Origin of the sequence: Corynebacterium sp. UMB10321, assembly GCF_030228725.1 — a bacterium.
GTDB classification, from domain to species: domain Bacteria; phylum Actinomycetota; class Actinomycetes; order Mycobacteriales; family Mycobacteriaceae; genus Corynebacterium; species Corynebacterium pseudogenitalium.
Genome location: NZ_JASOZC010000001.1, coordinates 168,609 through 187,694 on the forward strand (window position 1 = coordinate 168,609; position 19,086 = coordinate 187,694).

Annotated in this window: 18 protein-coding genes; 16 read left to right on the plus strand and 2 right to left on the minus strand. The window is 65.3% G+C overall.

The features are described from left to right. Positions 1-23: 23 nt before the first annotated feature. The 5 genes from proC (at position 24) to QP752_RS00765 (ending at position 3,126) form a co-directional block, all read left to right on the plus strand. The gene (gene proC, locus QP752_RS00745) at positions 24-827 is read left to right on the plus strand and encodes a pyrroline-5-carboxylate reductase (protein ID WP_284803984.1); all 804 of its coding nucleotides are present in this window, start codon (positions 24-26) and stop codon (positions 825-827) included. A 218-nt stretch (positions 828-1,045) separates the two neighbouring features. Further along, positions 1,046-1,237 (plus strand): helix-turn-helix domain-containing protein, encoded by a 192-nt coding sequence (locus QP752_RS00750; protein WP_070363204.1) that lies wholly within the window; start codon positions 1,046-1,048, stop codon positions 1,235-1,237. Between the two features lie 127 nt (positions 1,238-1,364). Next, on the plus strand, positions 1,365-1,466 hold the full coding sequence (locus QP752_RS00755; RefSeq protein WP_003855542.1) for an AURKAIP1/COX24 domain-containing protein: 102 nt from the start codon (positions 1,365-1,367) through the stop codon (positions 1,464-1,466). 392 nt (positions 1,467-1,858) lie between these two features. Continuing rightward, entirely contained in the window at positions 1,859-2,923 is a 1,065-nt protein-coding gene (bioB, locus tag QP752_RS00760) for a biotin synthase BioB (RefSeq protein WP_070363203.1), read from the plus strand. Beyond that, positions 2,923-3,126 (plus strand): hypothetical protein, encoded by a 204-nt coding sequence (locus QP752_RS00765; protein WP_070363202.1) that lies wholly within the window; start codon positions 2,923-2,925, stop codon positions 3,124-3,126. Before bioB ends, QP752_RS00765 begins: the two co-directional genes overlap by 1 nt. Positions 3,127-3,142: 16 nt before the next feature. Here QP752_RS00765 and QP752_RS00770 read toward each other — a convergent pair whose 3' ends face one another. Next, positions 3,143-4,165 carry an HAD-IB family hydrolase gene (locus QP752_RS00770; protein ID WP_284803986.1) on the minus strand — a complete coding sequence of 341 codons (1,023 nt, stop codon included), beginning with the start codon at positions 4,163-4,165 and terminating at the stop codon, positions 3,143-3,145. A 66-nt stretch (positions 4,166-4,231) separates the two neighbouring features. Here QP752_RS00770 and QP752_RS00775 point away from each other — a divergent pair, with 66 nt between their 5' ends. From QP752_RS00775 to QP752_RS00815, 9 genes are all read left to right on the plus strand, one after another. After that, entirely contained in the window at positions 4,232-4,468 is a 237-nt protein-coding gene (locus QP752_RS00775; protein WP_070363200.1) for a glutaredoxin family protein, read from the plus strand. A 44-nt stretch (positions 4,469-4,512) separates the two neighbouring features. Then, positions 4,513-5,838: a glutamyl-tRNA reductase gene (locus QP752_RS00780; protein WP_284803987.1), complete on the plus strand. Its 1,326-nt coding sequence runs from the start codon at positions 4,513-4,515 to the stop codon at positions 5,836-5,838. Positions 5,839-5,843: 5 nt separating this feature from the next. Continuing rightward, positions 5,844-6,725, plus strand: a complete 882-nt coding sequence (hemC, locus tag QP752_RS00785) for a hydroxymethylbilane synthase (protein ID WP_070477387.1) — start codon at positions 5,844-5,846, stop codon at positions 6,723-6,725. 163 nt (positions 6,726-6,888) lie between these two features. Next, complete coding sequence (locus QP752_RS00790; protein ID WP_256006065.1) at positions 6,889-8,601, plus strand: uroporphyrinogen-III synthase; 1,713 nt, start codon at positions 6,889-6,891, stop codon at positions 8,599-8,601. Between the two features lie 8 nt (positions 8,602-8,609). Then, complete coding sequence (hemB, locus tag QP752_RS00795; RefSeq protein ID WP_256006067.1) at positions 8,610-9,620, plus strand: porphobilinogen synthase; 1,011 nt, start codon at positions 8,610-8,612, stop codon at positions 9,618-9,620. Then, complete coding sequence (locus QP752_RS00800; protein WP_083329446.1) at positions 9,613-10,182, plus strand: hypothetical protein; 570 nt, start codon at positions 9,613-9,615, stop codon at positions 10,180-10,182. The genes hemB and QP752_RS00800 overlap by 8 nt, the downstream gene beginning before the upstream one ends. A gap of 31 nt (positions 10,183-10,213) precedes the next feature. After that, a complete protein-coding gene (locus tag QP752_RS00805; RefSeq protein WP_256000729.1) occupies positions 10,214-12,772 on the plus strand; it encodes a cation-translocating P-type ATPase in 2,559 nt (852 codons plus the stop codon). A gap of 27 nt (positions 12,773-12,799) precedes the next feature. Next, a complete protein-coding gene (gene hemE / locus QP752_RS00810) occupies positions 12,800-13,846 on the plus strand; it encodes a uroporphyrinogen decarboxylase (RefSeq protein ID WP_071573902.1) in 1,047 nt (348 codons plus the stop codon). A gap of 15 nt (positions 13,847-13,861) precedes the next feature. After that, positions 13,862-15,268 (plus strand): protoporphyrinogen oxidase, encoded by a 1,407-nt coding sequence (locus QP752_RS00815; RefSeq protein WP_256006071.1) that lies wholly within the window; start codon positions 13,862-13,864, stop codon positions 15,266-15,268. Here QP752_RS00815 and QP752_RS00820 read toward each other — a convergent pair. After that, the gene (locus QP752_RS00820; protein WP_284803991.1) at positions 15,265-16,584 is read right to left on the minus strand and encodes an MFS transporter; all 1,320 of its coding nucleotides are present in this window, start codon (positions 16,582-16,584) and stop codon (positions 15,265-15,267) included. The two genes, QP752_RS00815 and QP752_RS00820, sit on opposite strands and share 4 nt — an antisense overlap. Positions 16,585-16,654: 70 nt before the next feature. Between QP752_RS00820 and QP752_RS00825 the strand changes: the two genes are divergently transcribed. Beyond that, positions 16,655-18,178, plus strand: a complete 1,524-nt coding sequence (locus tag QP752_RS00825) for a CAP domain-containing protein (RefSeq protein WP_284803993.1) — start codon at positions 16,655-16,657, stop codon at positions 18,176-18,178. A 19-nt stretch (positions 18,179-18,197) separates the two neighbouring features. After that, complete coding sequence (locus QP752_RS00830; protein ID WP_284803995.1) at positions 18,198-18,902, plus strand: DedA family protein; 705 nt, start codon at positions 18,198-18,200, stop codon at positions 18,900-18,902. Positions 18,903-19,086 lie beyond the last annotated feature (184 nt).

A 19,086-nucleotide genomic window follows, 5' to 3' on the forward strand; every position in this document is an offset into this window, starting at 1 on the left:
CCCGTGGCGCTAGTGTGTGGTGCATGGAAAAAATCGCAATCATTGGCGTTGGCAATATCGGCGAGGCCCTGCTGCAGGGGCTGATCGCCTCAAAGGTTGAACCGCACCACCTCATTGCCACCTGCCGCTCCGAAGAGCGCGTGAGTGCGCTCGCCGAGCGCTACGCCATCCAGGCCACGACGGACAACGTCGAGGCCGCCGCCGACGCCGACGTTGTCTTCCTGTGCGTCAAACCCAACCAGATCATTGACGTGATCGGGGAGATCGCGGAGACTGTCGCGAGCAATTCGGTGCCCACCGTGCTCGTCTCGATGGCCGCCGGCGTCGACATCGCCGACATGGAAGAGGCAATCTCGTCCGCGGGCACTCCGATCATGCGCGTGATGCCCAACACCCCGATGCTCGTGGGCAAGGGCGTGCTCGCCGTCTCCGCCGGCCGCTATGTGGAAGACGAGCAGCGGGAGGCCGTCGAAAAGCTGTTGACGTCCGCGGGCCGCGTCGTCGCCGTCCCCGAAAAGGCAATGCACGCCGTCACCGCGCTCTCGGGCTCGGGGCCCGCCTACTACTTCCTGCTCACCGAAGCACTTATCGACGCCGGCGTTGCCCTCGGACTGCCCCGGGACCTCGCTACGGAACTGGCCACCCAAACCTGCGCCGGCGCCGGAGCGCTCCTGGACCAGCACCCCGACCCCGTTGGCCTGCGTGCCGCCGTCTCCTCACCGGGCGGCACCACCGTCGCCGCAATCCGGGAACTCGAGGAGTCCGGCCTACGCGCCGCGATCTACCGCGCCACCGACGCCTGCGCGACGCGCTCCGAAGCTTACTGAGCCGATTGCGCCGGTTGCGCCGGTTGTGCCGGTTGTGCCACAGCAGTCACCGCTTTCACACCAGATACGGGGTGTTTCTCCAGGCACTTTGAAAAATTATCGGCACATGAGTCGCATTAGGCCCAGTGTTCACGATAAGGTTGTTTGAAGCACGTGCGTGTTTCGTCCTGCAGGAGGGGAAGCCTGCAGCGCGACCGTGCTGAAGGGTTTATGAATTAATGGCAAATGAAGATAAAGGCAAGTTCTTAACCGTCGCTGAAGTCGCCGAAATTATGCGCGTCTCCAAGATGACGGTCTACCGCTTGTTGCACTCGGGTGAGCTGCCGGCAGTACGCGTCGGCCGCTCCTTCCGCGTCAACGAAACGGCGGTCAGTGAGTACCTTGAATCCTCCGTGTACGACGTCGGATAAATAGCACTCACCTTGCCCGAACCTTTTTGAGTGCCAAACACCTTGGTTGTATGCTTACACCCATTGCGTGCACCCCGGGTGGATGCCGGCACGTCAAGAACGTACTACGAAGAAACGAGGAAGCCTTATGGGTTCAGTGATTAAGAAGCGCCGCAAGCGTATGTCCAAGAAGAAGCACCGCAAGATGCTTCGCCGCACGCGTGTTCAGCGTCGTAAGCTTGGCAAGTAAGCTTTTGCAGCGCCCGCACCACATGGTTGGAGCGGGCGTTTTTTCATGCGTGTGGCTCGCGCTCCATACCGGTGAGCGAGCGAATTAGCCTGGGGAAATGCGGTTGTGGGCGTGGCTAAAACCCAAATGGTAGTAACAGGATTGTAGTAATCCGCTTTTTGGCTCCAATTTCGGGGATTACTACATTCCTGTTACTACACTTTGCAGGTCAGGCGGGTGTTCGGGCGGGTGGAGTACCCCGAAATTGCGAAAAGTTCCTCGGATTTCTGTGATCGCGGGAACTTTTTGATGTGGGTGGAGGTTGGGGCACGAAACACCTGAACGGTGTTCAATTGCGGTCTACACTGATGCGTACTTACAACACGTCCCCGCACTGAACGGAGCGCATTACCATGACCGACATCCTCGACATCGCACGCGAAAAAGCCCTTGAGCGGGGCGAAGGCCTGAACAAGGAAGAGCTCCTGCAGATCCTCACCATCGAGGACGATCGCCTGACGGAACTGCTCGACCTTGCCCATCAGGTTCGCATCAAGCACTGTGGCGTCGACGTCTCCCTGGAGGGCATCATCTCCCTGAAGACTGGCGGCTGCCCCGAGGACTGCCACTTCTGCTCCCAGTCCGGACTGTTCGAGTCCCCGGTCCGTGCCGTCACCCTGAATATCGACGAGCTCGTGGAGGCCGCGAAGCAGTCCGAGAAAATGGGCGCCTCCGAGTTTTGTATTGTCGCCGCCGTGAAAGGCCCGACGCAGGACCTGCTGGACCAGGTCGCGGCGGCGGTGACTGCCATTCGGGAGGAGGTGGACATCTCTATTTCTGCCTCGCTTGGCATTCTGACCCGTGAACAGGCGCGCCAACTCGCGCAGATGGGCGTGTCCCGCTATAACCACAACTTCGAAACCGCTGAATCCTTCTTCCCGAACGTGGTCACCACCCACACTTGGCAGGAGCGCAAGGACACTCTCGAGCACGTGCTCGCTGAGGGGATGGAGACCTGCTGTGGCGGGATCATTGGTCTGGGGGAGACGATTGAGCAGCGGGCTGAGTTCGCCACGCAGCTTGCCGAGATCCAACCACACGAAGTGCCGATGAACTTCCTCGACCCTCGCCCTGGCACCCCGTTCGCCGACCGGCCACTCGTCCCGCAGGGGGAGGCGCTTCGGGCCGTCGCCGCGTTCCGCTTGGCTATGCCCACAACCCAGCTGCGCTTCGCCGGTGGCACCGAGCTCGCCCTTGGCGACGACGGCACCGAAGCCGGCCTGATGGGCGGCGCGAACGCCATCATCGGCGGTAATTACCTGACCACGTTTGGCCGTCCGATCGAGAAGGACCGCGACGCCGTGGACCGCGTCCTCGACGGGAGCTCCCGGCCGCGCATCAACCTGGGTATTACACCCGTCGGCCAGAAGGTGAACTCCGGCCACGGCATCCTCTACGACACGATCAAGTCACTCTGATGCGCATTCCAGACAACACCGATCTTGCCGACGCCATCCTCTCTGGCGACATCGCCTGGCCCCTCGACCCGGCCCGCCCCTACGACGCGCCACGTATCTGCCCGCTGTGTCAGCGGCGGATGGTGGTGAAGATTTCGCCGATGGCGTGGTCGGCGGCATGCTCCCGCCACGGATTGCTGCGTTCGGAGTGGCTTGAGCGGTGATGCCCGCACCAAAAAACTACCGTCGACGCAGCGCCACCACGCCAGCCGCGACACCGGCAGCGAGCGCGCCGCCCGCCAGAGCGCCGAGGGCCGGGAGCATGTACCGGCGTAGGGAGCGGTAGTCCTCGATGGTCCAGCCTTGGCCTGTCGCGTAGCGGCGCAGCGCACGGTCAGGGTTGATGGCGACGGGGTTGCCGACCATGGACAGCATCGGCAGGTCGTTGATGCTGTCGGAGTAGGCGGTGCACTTTTCCAGGTCGAGCTTCTGAATCGCGGCCAGTGCCGCCACGGCGTGCTGCTTGCCGGGGCCGTGGAGGATGTCGCCGACGAGGCGGCCGGTGAACTTGCCGTCTTCCTCTTCGGCGACGGTGCCGAGGGCACCGGTGAAGCCGAGGCGTTCCGCGAGCGCCTGGCCGATTTGGACCGGGGTGGCGGAGACCAGCCAGACTTGTTGGCCTTGGGCGATGTGGCGGGACGCGGCGTCGATAGTTGATTGGTAGGTCTTGTCGAGCATTTGGCGGTCGACGATTTCGGCGCAGAGCTCTTTGAGCTGCTCGACGTTCTTGCCTTTGACTACTTGGAGGGCCTGCTCGCGGCCTTTGGCGATGTCTTTGGCGCTTTCGGAGCCGGAGACGCGGTAGCGGATTTGCTTGGTCAGCGCGGGGAGGAGCTCGCGAAGGGTGATGAAGCGCTGCTTGGCCAAGCCTTTGGCCAGCAGGATGAGCGAGGAGCCCTGGATGAGGGTGTTGTCGATGTCGAAGAACGCGGCCGCCTCGGTGTCTTGGGGGACGTCGGGGTCGGGCTGGGTGATTTTCTCCCGGCCGGCGGTTTTGAAGGCGCCGCCGACGGAGTCGACGCCGGTGGCGAATTCTTCGATGCTGATGCCGAAGGTTTCTTCGATGGCGGCGGCTGCGGCGGCGTTACCGGCGGTGCGCTGGGATTCGGCGTCGAGAGGTGGGAGGGCAACTTCTTCGAGGAAGCGGCGAAGGTTGCCTTGGGTGAGTGACCATTGGGCCAGGAGTTCTTTGTGGTCGGACATTGCCAGCGAGCCTTTCACCGTGTGGCAGACGTGATAGCTTGTATCGTAAACAAGATTGGCGGAGAGATGAAACAGGTTGAACTGATGGTGCGCGCGACCTGCGGGTCGTGCGAGCGGGTGGCTGCGCAGATCGCCCCGGTGGTCGAGCAGTGCGGTGCGCAGCTCACGCTTGTAGATGTCGACGCCTCTCCGTCGCTCAACGCCGAGTTCGGGGATCGCGTCCCGGTTGTGGTGATTGATGGGGACGAGTTCGCGTGTTGGGAAGTGGATAACGCGGACCTGGCCGAGGCGCTGTCAGAGTGACGCGCTATCCTTTGGTTTGATTCACGGCTGACTGGAGGGATTGAGTGAGTGTTCTCGTTGTAGGGATGTCGCACCGCTCGGCGCCCGTTGCGTTGTTGGAACGCTTGAGTATGGATGATGCGGTGCAGCATTCGGCGGCGTCGGCGCTGGTGGAGCGCCCGTCGTTGTCTGAGGCGATGATCATTTCGACGTGTAACCGGCTGGAGGTGTACACGGTTGCCAACGCGTTCCATGCGGGTGTGCAGGATGTGTTGGCGGTGCTGGCGGAGGTCTCCGGGGTGAGTGAGGCGGAGCTGCGCGGCTACCTGTACGTGCGGTATTCGGACGCGGCTGCGGAGCACTTGTTGACGGTCGCCTCCGGCCTGGATTCCATGGTGGTGGGGGAGCAGCAGATCATCGGGCAGGTGCGGACTGCGTATACGCACGCGGCGGAGCAGGGCACGGTGGGCCCGGCGTTGCATTCATTGGCGCAGTCGGCGTTGCATACGGGCAAGCGTGTGCACACGGAGACGTCGATTGATGATGCCGGCGGCTCGATGGTGACCTTCGCGCTGGATACGGCGATGGAGACGATGGGGGTGGACACGCTGGAGGGCCAGACTGCGCTGGTGTTGGGGGCTGGTGCGATGAGCTCGTTGGCGGCGACGCATTTGGGCAAGAGGGGCGTCGATAAGTTGATTATTGCGAACCGCACTCGCTCGCGCGCGGAGCGGTTGGCGGAGCATGCCCGGGAGGCCGGGGTGGCTGCGGAGGTCGTGGACTTTAATGCGCGCGCGGGGGCGTTGGGGCGTGTGGATATTACGGTGTCGGCGACGGCGTCGGATGGGTTTACCATTTCGGGCGAGGACATTTCGGGGCCGACGATGCTGATTGACTTGTCGCTGCCGCGCGATATTGACAATTCGGTGCTGGAGCACGAGGGCGTGCACTTGATCAACATCGAGTACCTGCACGAGCAGCTGCACAACGCGGACTCGGAGGACTCGAAGGCGCTGCAGGCCGCGGAGGCGATCGTGGCCGAGGAGGTGCAGGCGTTTAGCTCCGAGCAGCGGGTGCGCGAGGTGGCGCCGGCGGTGGCGCAGCTGCGCCGGGTTGGGTCGGAGATTTCGCAGGAGGAGCTGGCGCGGTTGCGCAAGCGCCTTCCTGACCTGCGCGAAGAGGACTTCCAGCAGGTGGCGCGGTCGGTGAAGCGTGTGGTGGATAAGCTGCTGCATAAGCCGACAGTGAAGATTAAGGAGCTGGCGGCGAGCTCGGACTCGATTAGCCTGGAGACCGCCGTTGAGGAGCTGTTTGGGGTGCGCCCCGTATCGGCTGCTACTGATATGGACCGGTTGCCGAGTCCCGACGAGTTGAAGTTGAAGGAGTCGTAATTTACATGCTGAAAATTGGTACGCGGGGTTCGCACTTGGCCACGACGCAGGCGGGTCACATGCGTGATGCCCTGATCGCGCACGGTTACCCGTCTGAGCTGCACATTGTGAAAACTGCCGGGGATGTTTCCCACGCGCCGGTGGAACGCATCGGCGTCGGCGTGTTTACGTCTGCGCTTCGCGACGCCCTCTTCGACGGCGAGGTGGACGTCGCCGTGCACTCCTTTAAGGACTTGCCGACGGCCCCAGAGCCCCGCACCTATCTGATCGTTCCGGAGCGCGAAGACCACCGCGAGGCACTCATCGCCCGCGACGGCCTGACGCTGGACACGCTGCCGAAGGGTGCGAAGGTGGGCACCTCGGCGCCGCGCCGTGTTTCCCAGCTGCGCGCGCTGCGTCCTGACCTGGAGATCCTCCCGCTGCGAGGCAACATTGAGACGCGCATGGGCCGGGTGGAAAGCGGCGAGATGGACGCGATTGTCCTGGCGTATGCGGGCTTGGTCCGTGGTGGGTTCGCGGACCGCGCCACCCAAGTCTTCGATGCTGAGGTGTTCATGCCCGCCCCGGCGCAGGGTGCGCTGGCGGTGGAGTGCCGCGTCGACGACACCGCGCTGCGTGAGGGCCTGGACAAGCTGTTGGACGCAGATTCTTTTGCGTGCGCGGCGGCGGAGCGTCAGGTGCTGGCGACTTTGGAGGCAGGCTGCACGGCCCCGGTTGCGGCGCACGCGACCATCGCTGACGGCACCATTACCTTGCGGGCGGGGGTATTCGCCCTGGATGGCTCCAAACAGCTGATTGAGGAGGCTTCAGGTAAGGACGCCCGTGAGCTGGGAACACAGCTTGCGCAGACGCTGATTGGCCGCGGGGCGGCAGAAATTATGCAGTAAGTTTTCAGACTGGTTTTGAAACAGGTTTTGAAACACGGCGTATGCAAATTAAGGTGTAACTACCATACGTCCAATCGTCTCGGTGTATAGGGGTCCCTTTGGGGCTCGCTGTACGCCGGGACACTTCTTTACGCCTTATACAAGACCAGAAAAGACCATTTTGATGACACTGCCCTCAATCACGCCCCAGCCGGGGAAGGTGATCTTCGTCGGTGCCGGACCTGGCAATCCCGATTTGCTGACGATTCGCGCTCGCCAGGTGATGGAACGCAATTCTATCGCGTTGGTGGAACCGGATGTTCTTGAGGGTGTCCGAAACGTTCTTGCCGCAGCGTGCGCGGTGCCGCAGGAGAAGATCGACGCTGCTGAGGCGCAGTACGAGGCGATGTGTGCGGAGGCGAAGGCCTCGGGGGCGCGGCGCCGCCCGCCGAAGCCTGCGGACCCGACCGCGGCTGAGGTTGAAGAGGTGCCGCTTGGCACGGACGATATTGTTGCGCGGTTGCGCTCGGCGCTGCAGGCGGCGGCCGAGGTGATCCGCAAGGGGGATGACGGTGACGGGGATGTGATCCGTCTGGTCAGCGGGAACCCGCTGACGCGCGATGCGGTGCGGGAGGAGATCGCCGCGGTGGCGGCCGCCGGCCTGGAGTTCCAGATTGTGCCGGGGATGTCGCTGCCGTCGACGGTGCCGTCCTTTGCGGGTATCGCGCTTGGTTCAACGTATACGGAAGCAGATCTGGCGAACGGGCCGGTGGACTGGGACCAGTTGTCGCAGGCGCCGCAGCCGTTGGTGTTGCAGGCGGTGCGCGAGCAGCTGCCGGAGATGGCGTTGCAGTTGATGCAGCGCGGGTTCCCGGGTGAGCTGGCGTGCAGCGTCACGGCCAACGGAACGACGCGGCTGCAGCGCACGGTCGATGCGACCCTGGAGACCCTGGCAACCATGGACTCGGTGACGGCGGATCTGCCTGGTTCTTTGGTGGTGACGCTCGGTACTGTGAATGATGATCGATCGAAGTTTTCGTGGTGGGAAAACCGTCCTTTGTACGGGTGGCGAGTGCTGGTGCCGCGTGCGAAGGAGCAGGCGGAGGCGATGAGCAGCCGCCTGGCGTCGTACGGGGCGATCCCGCAGTCGGTGCCGACGATTTCTCTGGAGCCACCGCGCAACCCGGCGCAGATGGACCGCGCGATTAAGGGCATCGTGGAGGGCCGCTACCAGTGGGTGGTGTTCACCTCGACGAACGCTGTGCACGCGGTGTGGAAGAAGTTCGAGCAGCTTGGCTTGGACGCCCGCGCGTTCGCGGGTGTGCACCTGGCGGCGGTCGGCCGCAAGACGGCGGAGGCGCTGCGCGCGCTAGGGATGAGCCCGGAGCTGCTGCCGCACCGCACGAAACAGAACGCCGCTGGCCTGGTGGAGGTGTTCCCCGAGTACGTCGAGGACATCGACCCGGTCTCGCGGGTGCTGCTGCCGCGGGCGGACATCGGAACGAACGTGCTGGTGGATGGCCTGATTGAGAAGGGCTGGGACGTCGAGGACGTCGTGGCGTACCGCACGGTGCGCGCGGCCCCGCCAGCTCCTGAAGTACGCGACATGATCAAGACCGGCGGGTTTGACGCGGTCTGTTTCACGTCCGGCTCGACGGTGCGCAACCTGGTTGGCATCGCAGGCAAGCCGCACCAGCGCACGATCATCGCGTGCATCGGCCCAATGGCGGCTGAGGCAGCGCGCGAGCAGGGGCTGCGTGTCGACGTCGTACCAGAGGTTGCGGACGTGCCGTCGCTGGTGGACGCGCTTGCCGAGCACGTCGCCGCCCTGCGGGCAGCTGGGGAGCTGCCGCCGCCGCGGAAGAAGCGGAGGGCGCGTCGGAAACCGGCGTTATGATGTAGCACATGACTACATATCATCTTCCACGCCGTCCACGTCGCCTCCGCCAGAATCCTGCGATTCGGCAGCTCACCGCGGAGACGCGACTGGCTCCGGCCGATTTTATTTTGCCGTTGTTCGTGGCTGATGGCATCACCGAACGCCGAGAGATTGCCTCCATGCCGGGCGTGTACCAGCACACCACGGACACCCTGAAGGCGATCTGCCACGAGGCACTCGAGGAGGGGATCCGCTGCGTGGACCTCTTCGGCGTGCCGCTCGACGAGGATAAGGACGCCACGGGTTCCGTCGCGTGGGACCCGGAGGGCATCCTGAACCGCAACGTGTGTGCGCTGCGCGAGGAGTTCGGCGAGGACCTGCTGATTATGGCCGATACCTGCCTGGATGAGTTCACGGACCACGGGCACTGTGGTGTAGTGGGCGTCGATAAGTATGGCAATCAGGTGGTGGATAACGATGCAACCTTGGACCTCTACCGCGATATGGCGCTGTCGCAGGCTGCCGCGGGCGCGCACATCGTGAGCCCGTCGGGGATGATGGACGGGCAGATCGGTGTGATCCGCGAGGCACTCGACGCCGAGGGCTACCAGGACGTGGCCATCATGGCGTACTCGGCGAAGTACGCGTCGAAGTTCTTCGGGCCGTTCCGCGACGCGGTCGGCTCCTCCCTGAAGGGCGACCGCCGCACGTACCAGCAGGACCCGGCGAACGCGCGCGAGTCCCTGCTCGAGACCGAGCTCGATATTGAGGAAGGCGCGGATTTCGTCATGGTCAAGCCTGCGCTGCCGTACCTGGATGTGCTCAGCCGCGTGGCGGACATGTCGCCGGTGCCGGTGGCGGCGTACCAGGTTTCGGGCGAATACGCGATGATGGTGGCCGCTGGCCAAAACGGTTGGATCGATTTCGAGGCGACCATGATGGAGTCGCTGACCTCTATCAAGCGTGCTGGCGCGGACCAGATTTTGACGTACTACGCAATCGAGGGCGCGCGTGCGCTGAAGGAGCTTCATGGCTAACACACCTCCCGCAGCGCAGGCCCCGGCCCTGCCACCGAGACACCGGAAGGACGAGCCGACGCAGCAACAGCCCGAGGCGGTGCGCTATCTCCTCGGCGCGTGGGCAGTGATGATCCTCGGTGAGCTCCTGCACCAGATCCTCGCCGTGGTGGTGACGGTGCTCGACCCGGCTGCGCTGCGCGAGGCGGCGAAGCAGGCCGCGAAGAACCAGTCGGAGGCGCTGCCGGAGAACATGATGCAGGCGAGCATGTACGCCACGGTTGTGCTGATGGCGTTGCTGCAGCTGGGCATCATCGTGGTGTTTTGCCTGGCGCTGCGCTCAGTGCAGCGCCGCGGAAAGTGGATGCTCAACGCCACGCGGGTGCTGCAGGTCTTCTCGGTCTTCTTCGCGGTGCGCGTGCTCACGCTCTTCTTGATGACGCCCGCTGCGACTAAAGTGCCGGTTGCGCTGTTCGCCGTCGACGGTGCGGTGCAGATCGTGGTCGGTGTGGCGGGAGCATTGGGGCTGTTCTATGCTTCCCGGAAGGAATCGCAGGACTATCTGCGTCCGGCTGAGCAGTAGCAGCAGTAGGGAAGAAGTGGAGTAACGGCGCATGGCTGATAATGTGACGCGCTCAATTGACGACGCCCGCCTGGCGGCCAAGGACGCCGGGTTCGACCCGGACTCGCGCCACTCCGAGGACAGCAACGGCAACCCGTTGCGCCCCCACGCTTCCTACGCGTTCGAGCTCGAGGGCCTGGAGGACGGCGCGCAGCTGCGCGACATCGAGGAGGCCCTCGAAGAGCTGCCAGGCGTGCAGGCGCGCCTGGTGTACCCGACGAAGATGGCGTGGGTGACCGCGCCGGACACCACGGCACCGCACACGATCGCCGAGGTGATGCAGCGCTTCGGGGTGGAGGTGCAGCTGACGGATTCGACGCTGCGCCGCCGCGCCCAGGGGCATTCGGTGGTGGATCACACGCTGCCGCGGCGTGGCACGCGCGGCATGTCCGGCCGGATGCGCCGGATGAAGGAACACGAGCAGCGCTCCCTGCGCACGGCGCGCGCGAGCGGGTTCGTGCGCACTGCCCGACGGCGCCGCGGCATGATGCGTGGCCAGGACGTACTGTTTACCGCCCGCGACTTGGTCACGCCGCTTCGCATGTGGATCGCTATTGTGCTGAGCATCCCGGTCGTCCTGATGGCGTACGTGCCGCAGTTCCAGTTCCCGGGCTGGCAGTGGTGTTCGTTGGCGTTGTCCACGCCGGTCGCACTGTGGTGCGCGTTCCCGTTCCACCGCGCGATGCTTGGTGGCGTGCGCCGCGGGATTTCCGCGCTGGACGGCGCGAGCTCGATCGCGATTTTGGCCGCTTGGCTGTGGTCGCTGGTCGCGGTGGTGCTGACGTCCGCTGGGCAGATCGGCTGGACTACCAGTAGTGGCTGGGTGCCGCACCAGATGGGCCACGACGTTGAGATCTTCTTCGAGGTCTCCTGCGCCGTGACCACGTTGTTGCTGGTGGGACGCTACTTCACCATGCGCGCTCGCCCCCGCCTCATGGAGGATTTGCAGGCCCGCAACCCTGATCCGGACGCGGTGTACAAGGTGGTGCGTCGTTCGCGGGCGGGCAACGTGACGGAGGAAGACTTCCCGGCAGTCGAGCTGAACAAGGGGGATGACGTCTACGTCCACGCGGGCGAGATCATCCCTGCCGACGGCGAGGTGGTCGGCGGCTCTGGCGTGTTGAACCCCCAGATTATCGACGCCCGCGAGCCTTCCGAGGTGAAAGTCGGCTCAACGGTGCGCGCCGGGTCGGTGCTGCGCAGCGGCAAGATCAAGATGCGCGTGGAGCGCGTCGGACACACCACCCGCCTGGGCGCGGTGGAGCGCTGGGTGGACGCGGTGCTGCGCCACCAGAACGAGGCCACGTTGATGTCCACGCGCGCGGCGGGCCTGCTCATCCCGGCGGCCTATGCGCTGGCTATCTTAGATTTTGGGCTGTGGGTGCTGCTGACCGGCAACTACAATGCTGGCTTTTCCACGGCGTTGGCCATCCTGGTGGTGGTGGCGCCGGTGGCGCTGGCGATTTCGCCTTCGCTGGCGATCCGCCTCGGCATTGAGTCGGCGGTGCGAAACGGCATCCTGATCCGCGACGGCGAAACCTTCCGCGCGTTGGAGTCGACGGACACGGCCGTGTTCAACCGCGTGGGCACCCTTGTCAAGCCGCAGATGACGGTGGAGACCGTCACCGCGGAGCGCGGCGAAAGCCCGGAGATGGTGATGCGCGTGGCGGGTGCGCTGTCGGTGGAGTCCAACCACCCGTCGGCACGCGCGATGGTGAAGGCGGCGCGTGAGGCGCGCGATGGGCGCACGAAGAGCGCCGATGTGCCGTCGTGGATCGAGATGAGCAACGAGGAAATCACGCCCGGCGGCGAGTTCCGCGGCCGCCTCACCTTGACCTACGGCGACGAGGACGAGGACCGCACCGAGTCCTTCGACGCCTGCCTGTGGCGCCCCACGAACCTGTCCCAGCTGCACGGCCGCCTCGCGATGGCCGCGACCGCCGGAGGCACCCCTGTAGTGGTGCGCTGGCGCGGCAAGGACCGCGGCGTGATCACCCTCTACGACCCCGCGAAGGACGACGCCCACGAGGCCATCAACCGCCTGGAACAGATGGGCGTAGAGACGGTGATGCTCACCCGCGATACCTACCCGGTGGCCCGCCGCTTTGCCGACTTTTTGGGTATGTCCAACGTGCTCGCCGGCATTACCGCGCCGGACAAGCCGGGGGCGGTTCGCGCCATCCACACGAAGGGCGCCACGGTTGCCATGATCGGTGACGCCACCGCGCTTCCCACTATCAAGGTGGCGGACGTCGGCCTGCTCTACGCCACCGACGACATTATCGACGCCCAGTCCTCCACCATCGCCCGCGCCTGCAACGCCGTGCTGATCCGCGACGACGTCTCCGCCGTCCCGCAGCTCATCGCGCACGCGCGCCGCGTGTGCCACATCATCGACTACAACATGATCTTCGCCTGGGCGTACAACTCCACCGCGATCGTGCTTGCCGCGATCGGCGTGCTGCCCCCGGTGGGGGCCACGCTGCTCATGCTCGGCAGCTCGCTCGTGATTGAGGCGCACTCCTCGCGGGCAAATCATTTTCCCACCTAAACCGCAACGGCGGTAGGGTGGGAGACTATGACCAGACGCGACCTTTCTTCTGCCCCGTTCATTGAGGCCGCCAACGGCCGCACGCCCTCACGCACCCCGGTGTGGTTCATGCGCCAGGCCGGGCGCTCGCTGCCGGAATACCGCAAAGTCCGTGAAGGCATCTCCATGCTGGACTCCTGCTTCATACCGGAGCTCCTCGCCGAGATCACGATGCAGCCGGTGCGCCGCCACGACATGGATGCGGCGATTCTCTTTTCCGATATCGTCGTGCCGCTGAAAGCGGCGGGTATCGGCGTGGAGATCGTGCCGGGCCGCGGCCCAGTGATGGAGAAGGCGATTACGACGAAAGAGGACGTCGATAATTTGCCGGTGCTGGACCACAACGTTGAGGAAGTGGCCAAGGGCATCGAGATGATTCTCGACGAGCTCACCGACACCCAGGCCCTGATCGGCTTTGTCGGCGCGCCGTTTACGCTGGCCAGCTACCTCATCGAGGGCGGGCCGAGCAAGAACCACGAGAAGACGAAGGCCATGATGCACGGCGACCCGGACACGTGGCACGCCCTGATGCGCCGCCTCGTGCCGACCATCAGCGCGTTCCTGCGCACGCAGGTCGACGCCGGCATCGACGCCATGCAGCTCTTCGACTCCTGGGCAGGCTTCCTCACCGAGGCCGACTACCGCGAGCACGTCCTGCCGTACTCCGCCGAGATCCTGAAGGAGGTCGAGGGTGTGATCCCGCGCATCCACTTCGGTGTGGCCACGGGTGAGCTGCTCGGCGCGATGTCGGAGGCGGGTTCCGAGGTGATGGGCGTCGACTGGCGCGTGCCGCTCGACGTCGCCGCGAAGCGCTTCGCGTCCCCGCGCGTGCTGCAGGGCAACCTCGACCCGGCGATGCTCTTCGCTGGCCCCGCCGTGGTGCAGGAGGAAGTGCGCCGCATCAAGGCGGAGGCCGCCCGAGCTATCGACGCAGGCACCGCCACCGGCCACATCTTCAACCTCGGGCACGGCGTCTTGCCGACCACCGATGCAGGCGCCATCACCGACGCTGTCGCAATGATCCACGAAGCATAACGAAGGAGATCCCCATTGAATATCGCCATTGTCGGTGCAGGGCTTGCCGGGCTGACCGCAGCGTTTGAGCTGCGCAACTCCGGCCACACCGTCGACGTCTACGAGGGCAACGACCGCATCGGCGGCAAGCTGTACACCGTTGCGTTCGACGGCGGCCCCACCGATATGGGGGCCGAAGCCTTCATCGCGCGCCGCCCGGAAGCGAAGCAGCTCGTCGAGGAGCTGGGTCTGCAGGACTCGCTGGTCTCCCCGTCGGGGATGCGCTCCCTGCTCTACGTCGACGGTGAGACCCGCGCCATGCCGGCTGGTGGCACGATGGGCATCCCTTCCACCTCCGAGCCGGTCGCGCACCTGGTCAGTGAGGAGACCGCGCGGCGCATCGACACCGAGGCGCAGCGCGAAGGCTTCGAGTGGACCATCGGTGGCGACATGAGCGTCGGCGCCCTGGTCCGCGAGCGCTACGGCGACGACGTCGTGGACAACATCGTCTCCTCCCTGCTTGGCGGGGTGTACTCCTGCACCGCCGACGACCTGGGCGTTCGCGCCACCGTGCCGCAGCTCGCCGCCGAGTTCGACCGCCTGGCCGCCGACGGCCCCGTGCACCTTTCCACGGCGGTCGCCAACTTGGAGGCGGCCCGGAAGAAGGCCGTTGCCGCGGCTGGGTCTTCTGATGCCTCGAAGCCTTCGAAACCGGCACCCATTTTCGCGTCCTTCCGCGAGGGCTACCAGGAACTCTACGAGGCACTCGCGGAGCAGTCCGGCGCAAACATCTACGTTGACGCGTTCATCCCGTCCATCAGCCGCGAGGGCGAGGGGTTCCGCCTCAAGGGTGGCGAGGACACCGTCTACGACCGCGTGCTGTTGGCCACCCCGGCGCCGACGACCGCGCTGCTGCTTCGCGACATCGCCCCCGAGGCCTCCGAAGCGCTTCGCTCCGTCGAGTTGGCGAACTCCGCCGTGGTGGGCCTGCGCTTCGCCACCGACGAGGGCCTGCCGGAGAACTCCGGCGTGCTGGTCAGCACCGATGCGAAGGACGTGCACGCCAAGGCGTTCACGCTTTCGTCGCGTAAGTGGCCGCACCTCGCCGAGCGCGGCGGCGCCCTTGTACGCGCCAGCTTCGGCCGCTACGGCGATAACATCGCCCTGACTGCCAGCGAGGACGACCTCGTGGACTGGGCCCTCGACGACCTGCAGACCATCACCGGCTTCGACGGCCGCGCCGCCGGCGTCGAGGAGATCTTCGTCCAGCGCTGGCTCGGCGGCCTCCCGCGTTACGACGCCACCCACCTGGCCACCGTGGCCAAGGTCCAGGACGCCCTCGCCGGTATCGACGGCGTTGGTGTGACAGGCGCCTGGGTTGCCGGGGTTGGGGTCCCGGCAGTGATCGGCAACGCGCGTCAGGCGGCGCAGGATCTCCTCTAGACGAGCACTTTGCCCTTCTGCTCCGGCAGGACGAACGCCGCCACGGCGGCCACGGTGAACGCCACCGCGAAGACTACGAACACGCTGGCGTGGCCGCCGAAGGACAGGACCGGCGGGACGATCAGCGGCGCCAGGATCGAGCCGACGCGGCCGAAGGCCGCCGCGGCACCCGTGCCGGTCGCGCGGATCTGGGTGGGGTAGAGCTCAGGACCGATGGCGTAGAGGGCACCCCACGCGCCCAGGTTGAACAGGGAGAGCAGGCAGCCTGCGGCGATGATCTGCCAGGGCGCGGTGGCGAACCCGTAGAGCCCCGCCGACACCGCCGACCCAGCCAGGAAGACGACGAGGGTGGTGCGGCGCCCCCAGACCTCAATGAGCCAGCCTGCCAGGGCGTACCCGGGCAGCTGGGCCAGCGTGATGATCAGCGTGAAGCTGAAGGAGCGCACGAGGCTGAAGCCTTGGTCCACAAGCAGGGAAGGGATCCAGGTGAACGCGCCGTAGTAGGCGAGGGAAACGCAGAACCAAACGGTCCAGAACGCGGCGGTGCGGGCGCGCAGTTCGGGGCCCCAAATGTGATGGCTAGAACTTGCATCGGGATCGGTGGTGGTGGCGATGGGTGCGTCGGTAAGTAGTTCGGGCGGGACTTGCTCCTCGAAGCTGCGGACCACTGCCTCTGCTTCCTCGTCGCGGCCGCGCGACTCCAGGAAGCGGACCGATTCCGGCAGCTGCATGCGCACGTACAGTGCGTAGAGCGCAGGCACGGCGCCGAGCGCAAGCCCCCAGCGCCAGCCGTTTTCGCCCTCGGCGACGACGAACGTGCCGATGACCGCCGCCAGGATCCAGCCCGCCGCCCAAAACGCCTCGAGCCAGACCACCATCCGCCCGCGCACCTTCAGCGGCGCGAACTCGCTGACCAGCGTGGACGCGACGGGCAGCTCCGCGCCGAGGCCCAGTCCGGTGAGGAAACGGAAGACGAGCAGGACAGCGACCGACCCGGCGAGCGCTGAAGCGCCCGTGGCCACGCCGTAGATCAGGAGCGTGAGGGCGAAGACCTGGCGGCGCCCCAGCTTGTCCGCGAGCAGCCCGCCGAGGGAGGCGCCGACCGCCATCCCGATGAACCCCACGGACGCGATCCAGCTCGTGGTGGTTTTCTCCAGGTCCCAGTGCACGGCCAGCGCCGCGATGACGAAGGAAACCAGCCCGACGTCCATCGCGTCGAGCGCCCACCCCACCCCCGATCCGACGAGGAGCTTCTTGTGCTTCGGTGTAACCGGCAGCCTATCGAGGCGCTGCGTGCGGGTCAGTGCTGTTTTCATGGGCAAAACCTTAGACCAACCCTGTCGCTTATTTGGGAAAATTACTAAAGTTTCCTGCTAATCTGCCGGTATGAAGAAGCAGCTTGGACTCATGCTCGTTACTACCTGCTCAGCGGCCATGTTGGTGGCCCCGCAGGCCATGGCGGAGGACACCGCCCAGCTCACGGAAGCTCGCTGCGTGGCACTTGTCGACGCGGTGAAGGACGCCACCGCGAAGCAGCGCGATGCGCAGGACCGCGAGCGCGCCACGCAGCAGACGCTCGATGCGGCGCAGCGCGACGTCGCCGCCGCCCAGGAAGAACTCAAGGCAGCAAAGGGCATGGTCGCCGCCGCCCAACGCCTTCTTGACGACGCCACCACCGACCGCACCGCGAAACAGTCCGCAGTGCCCGCCGGCATGACGGCGGAATCTGCACAGCAGGCGCTCGAGGACGCGAAGGCGCGGGCCGCCGAAGCAGCCGCCGCCCTCGAAGCCAGCAAGGCCGAGGCGCAACAGCAGTTCGACCGCGGCTCCCTCGGCTTCTTCGAAGCCATGGGCGCAACCGACGCCGTCGCCGAACTGAACACCGACTTCCGCTTCAAAGAAGAAGACCCGGTGGCGGGGCAGACGGGCTACCGCATCGCGGACGACACCCACATCGGTGAGACCGACGACGCCACCCACCTGGACAACATGAAGACAGCCATCGGCTGGCTGCCCGAGGCCAATGAACTCCGCGAAAGCGACGGCCAGCCCGCCCTGCCCGTCTCCGACTTCCTGATGGCGCAGGCCCAGGTAAACGTGAACTGGTCGCACCAGCTGCCGCGCGGGCACTCGAAGAACGGATGGGACAACCTGTCCTGGAACTACGACAACCCGTTCAAGGGCTGGTTCCACGAGGAGCGCGTCGCGTACTTCGAGGCGATTGAGAAGGGCGAGAAGCCATTCGAGGCGGGCGCTGGCCACTACATGGCGATCGTCAACCCGGACATGCGCGCCACCGGCTTCGCCGTGAACACCAAAGCCTTCCGGTACCAGGGGTACCCGTGGCGTATTGCACACGCGCAGACCTTCGCCACCCACTGGATGAAGCAGGGCACTCCACTGTTCACCGTCGACGAGTACACCGAGCGCTTCAATACCTACTACGACGGCCTCAAGCACGCCATCGAGTTTGGCGACGCCACCAAGCGTCAAACGCTCGAGGAGCGCGAAGGGGACGTCGACAAGGCGGAGCGGACCCTGGAAGCCGCACGCGCGCTGCGGGCCGCGGAGGAGCTCGTGGCAAAGCGTGAGCAGGAGCTTTCCGCCGCCAAGGAGGCGCAACCGGCCCGACAGACCGCAGCCGAGGAAGCGCTGACCGCGGCGAAGCAGGCGCAGGAGGATGCGGCTGCTGCCGCTGCGACCGCCAAGGCAGCCGCAGCCGAGGCCCGCGCAGCCACCGAACGCGCCGAAGCCGAATACAAGCCTGTGCAGGCGGAGTGCGCCACGCTGGCCGCCCCGGAGAAGGACGGCTCCTCCACCGGTGGCATCATCGCCGGCGTAGTGCTCGGGCTGCTGGCGATCGTCGGAATCGTGGTAGCCACCAACCCAGGAGTTCTCAATATGTTCTAGGTAGGTACACTCTCTGCTTATGCAAAGCGAGGAGCAGACCACACCCGAACCAGAATGGTGGGAACAACCAGGCATGCCCTGGAACAGCAAACCAACCAAGGCTGACTACTGGTGCCTTGGCTGGTTCGGCTTCGTAGGCCTCTTCGGCCTCGCCATGATCCCGCTTCGTGCCTGGCTACTCGGCCTGCACCCGCCCATCATGCTGGCGATTACGGGTTCTCGGATTGGTGCGGCGTCGACAGGCGCGCTCGCCGCCGTTGGCGAGGTGCAGCACTGGCTGGGCTACCTGCTCATCGGCACGCTGATGGCCATCAAGTTCGACTGGATCTACTGGTGGGCCGGCAAACTGTGGGGGCGCGGCATCCTGGACGTGCAGGCGCAGAACTCCAAACGCAGCGCCCGCAACATCGCGCGCGTGGAAACGTGGGCCCTCAAACTCGGCTGGCTGGGCATCTTCCTCGCCTACGTACCGATCCCGCTGCCCATCGCCTTCGTCGTCTTCGTCCTGATGGGCATGACCGGCATGCCGCTGTGGAAGTTCATGGTGCTGGACTTCATCTCGAAAACCCTGTGGTCACTGGGCTATTTCGCCCTCGGTTGGTGGATCGGGGAGCCCGTCGTGTACGTGCTGGAGCAGTACGCGAAGGTGGCCAACTGGATCGCCATCGGGCTGATCGTGGTGATCATGTTCGGCGCGTTCCGGAGGCAGGCGAAGAAAGCGTAAGCGGATGCGCGCACCAAATTCCCTCACGCAGTTTGCGCGACCTGGTCTTTTCCAAACCGCCGCGCGAAAATCCAGGAAATTGGTGCCCTCTCAACCGTGCCAGTGCCAAAGGACGCAACCCCCTTTTCACGACCTGGGCTTTTGCGTCCTCCCCGAACAAGAATTGCGTCCTTTGGCACTCGCT

What these genes read in the sequence shown, in the direction of transcription:
- proC (WP_284803984.1), top strand. Translation starts at nt 24, where the DNA reads ATGGAAAAAATCGCAATCATTGGCGTTGGCAATATCGGCGAGGCCCTG.
- QP752_RS00750 (WP_070363204.1), top strand. Translation starts at nt 1,046, where the DNA reads ATGGCAAATGAAGATAAAGGCAAGTTCTTAACCGTCGCTGAAGTCGCC.
- QP752_RS00755 (WP_003855542.1), top strand. Translation starts at nt 1,365, where the DNA reads ATGGGTTCAGTGATTAAGAAGCGCCGCAAGCGTATGTCCAAGAAGAAG.
- bioB (WP_070363203.1), top strand. Translation starts at nt 1,859, where the DNA reads ATGACCGACATCCTCGACATCGCACGCGAAAAAGCCCTTGAGCGGGGC.
- QP752_RS00765 (WP_070363202.1), top strand. Translation starts at nt 2,923, where the DNA reads ATGCGCATTCCAGACAACACCGATCTTGCCGACGCCATCCTCTCTGGC.
- QP752_RS00770 (WP_284803986.1), bottom strand. Translation starts at nt 4,165, where the DNA reads ATGTCCGACCACAAAGAACTCCTGGCCCAATGGTCACTCACCCAAGGC.
- QP752_RS00775 (WP_070363200.1), top strand. Translation starts at nt 4,232, where the DNA reads ATGAAACAGGTTGAACTGATGGTGCGCGCGACCTGCGGGTCGTGCGAG.
- hemC (WP_070477387.1), top strand. Translation starts at nt 5,844, where the DNA reads ATGCTGAAAATTGGTACGCGGGGTTCGCACTTGGCCACGACGCAGGCG.
- QP752_RS00790 (WP_256006065.1), top strand. Translation starts at nt 6,889, where the DNA reads ATGACACTGCCCTCAATCACGCCCCAGCCGGGGAAGGTGATCTTCGTC.
- hemB (WP_256006067.1), top strand. Translation starts at nt 8,610, where the DNA reads ATGACTACATATCATCTTCCACGCCGTCCACGTCGCCTCCGCCAGAAT.
- QP752_RS00800 (WP_083329446.1), top strand. Translation starts at nt 9,613, where the DNA reads ATGGCTAACACACCTCCCGCAGCGCAGGCCCCGGCCCTGCCACCGAGA.
- QP752_RS00805 (WP_256000729.1), top strand. Translation starts at nt 10,214, where the DNA reads ATGGCTGATAATGTGACGCGCTCAATTGACGACGCCCGCCTGGCGGCC.
- hemE (WP_071573902.1), top strand. Translation starts at nt 12,800, where the DNA reads ATGACCAGACGCGACCTTTCTTCTGCCCCGTTCATTGAGGCCGCCAAC.
- QP752_RS00820 (WP_284803991.1), bottom strand. Translation starts at nt 16,584, where the DNA reads ATGAAAACAGCACTGACCCGCACGCAGCGCCTCGATAGGCTGCCGGTT.
- QP752_RS00825 (WP_284803993.1), top strand. Translation starts at nt 16,655, where the DNA reads ATGAAGAAGCAGCTTGGACTCATGCTCGTTACTACCTGCTCAGCGGCC.
- QP752_RS00830 (WP_284803995.1), top strand. Translation starts at nt 18,198, where the DNA reads ATGCAAAGCGAGGAGCAGACCACACCCGAACCAGAATGGTGGGAACAA.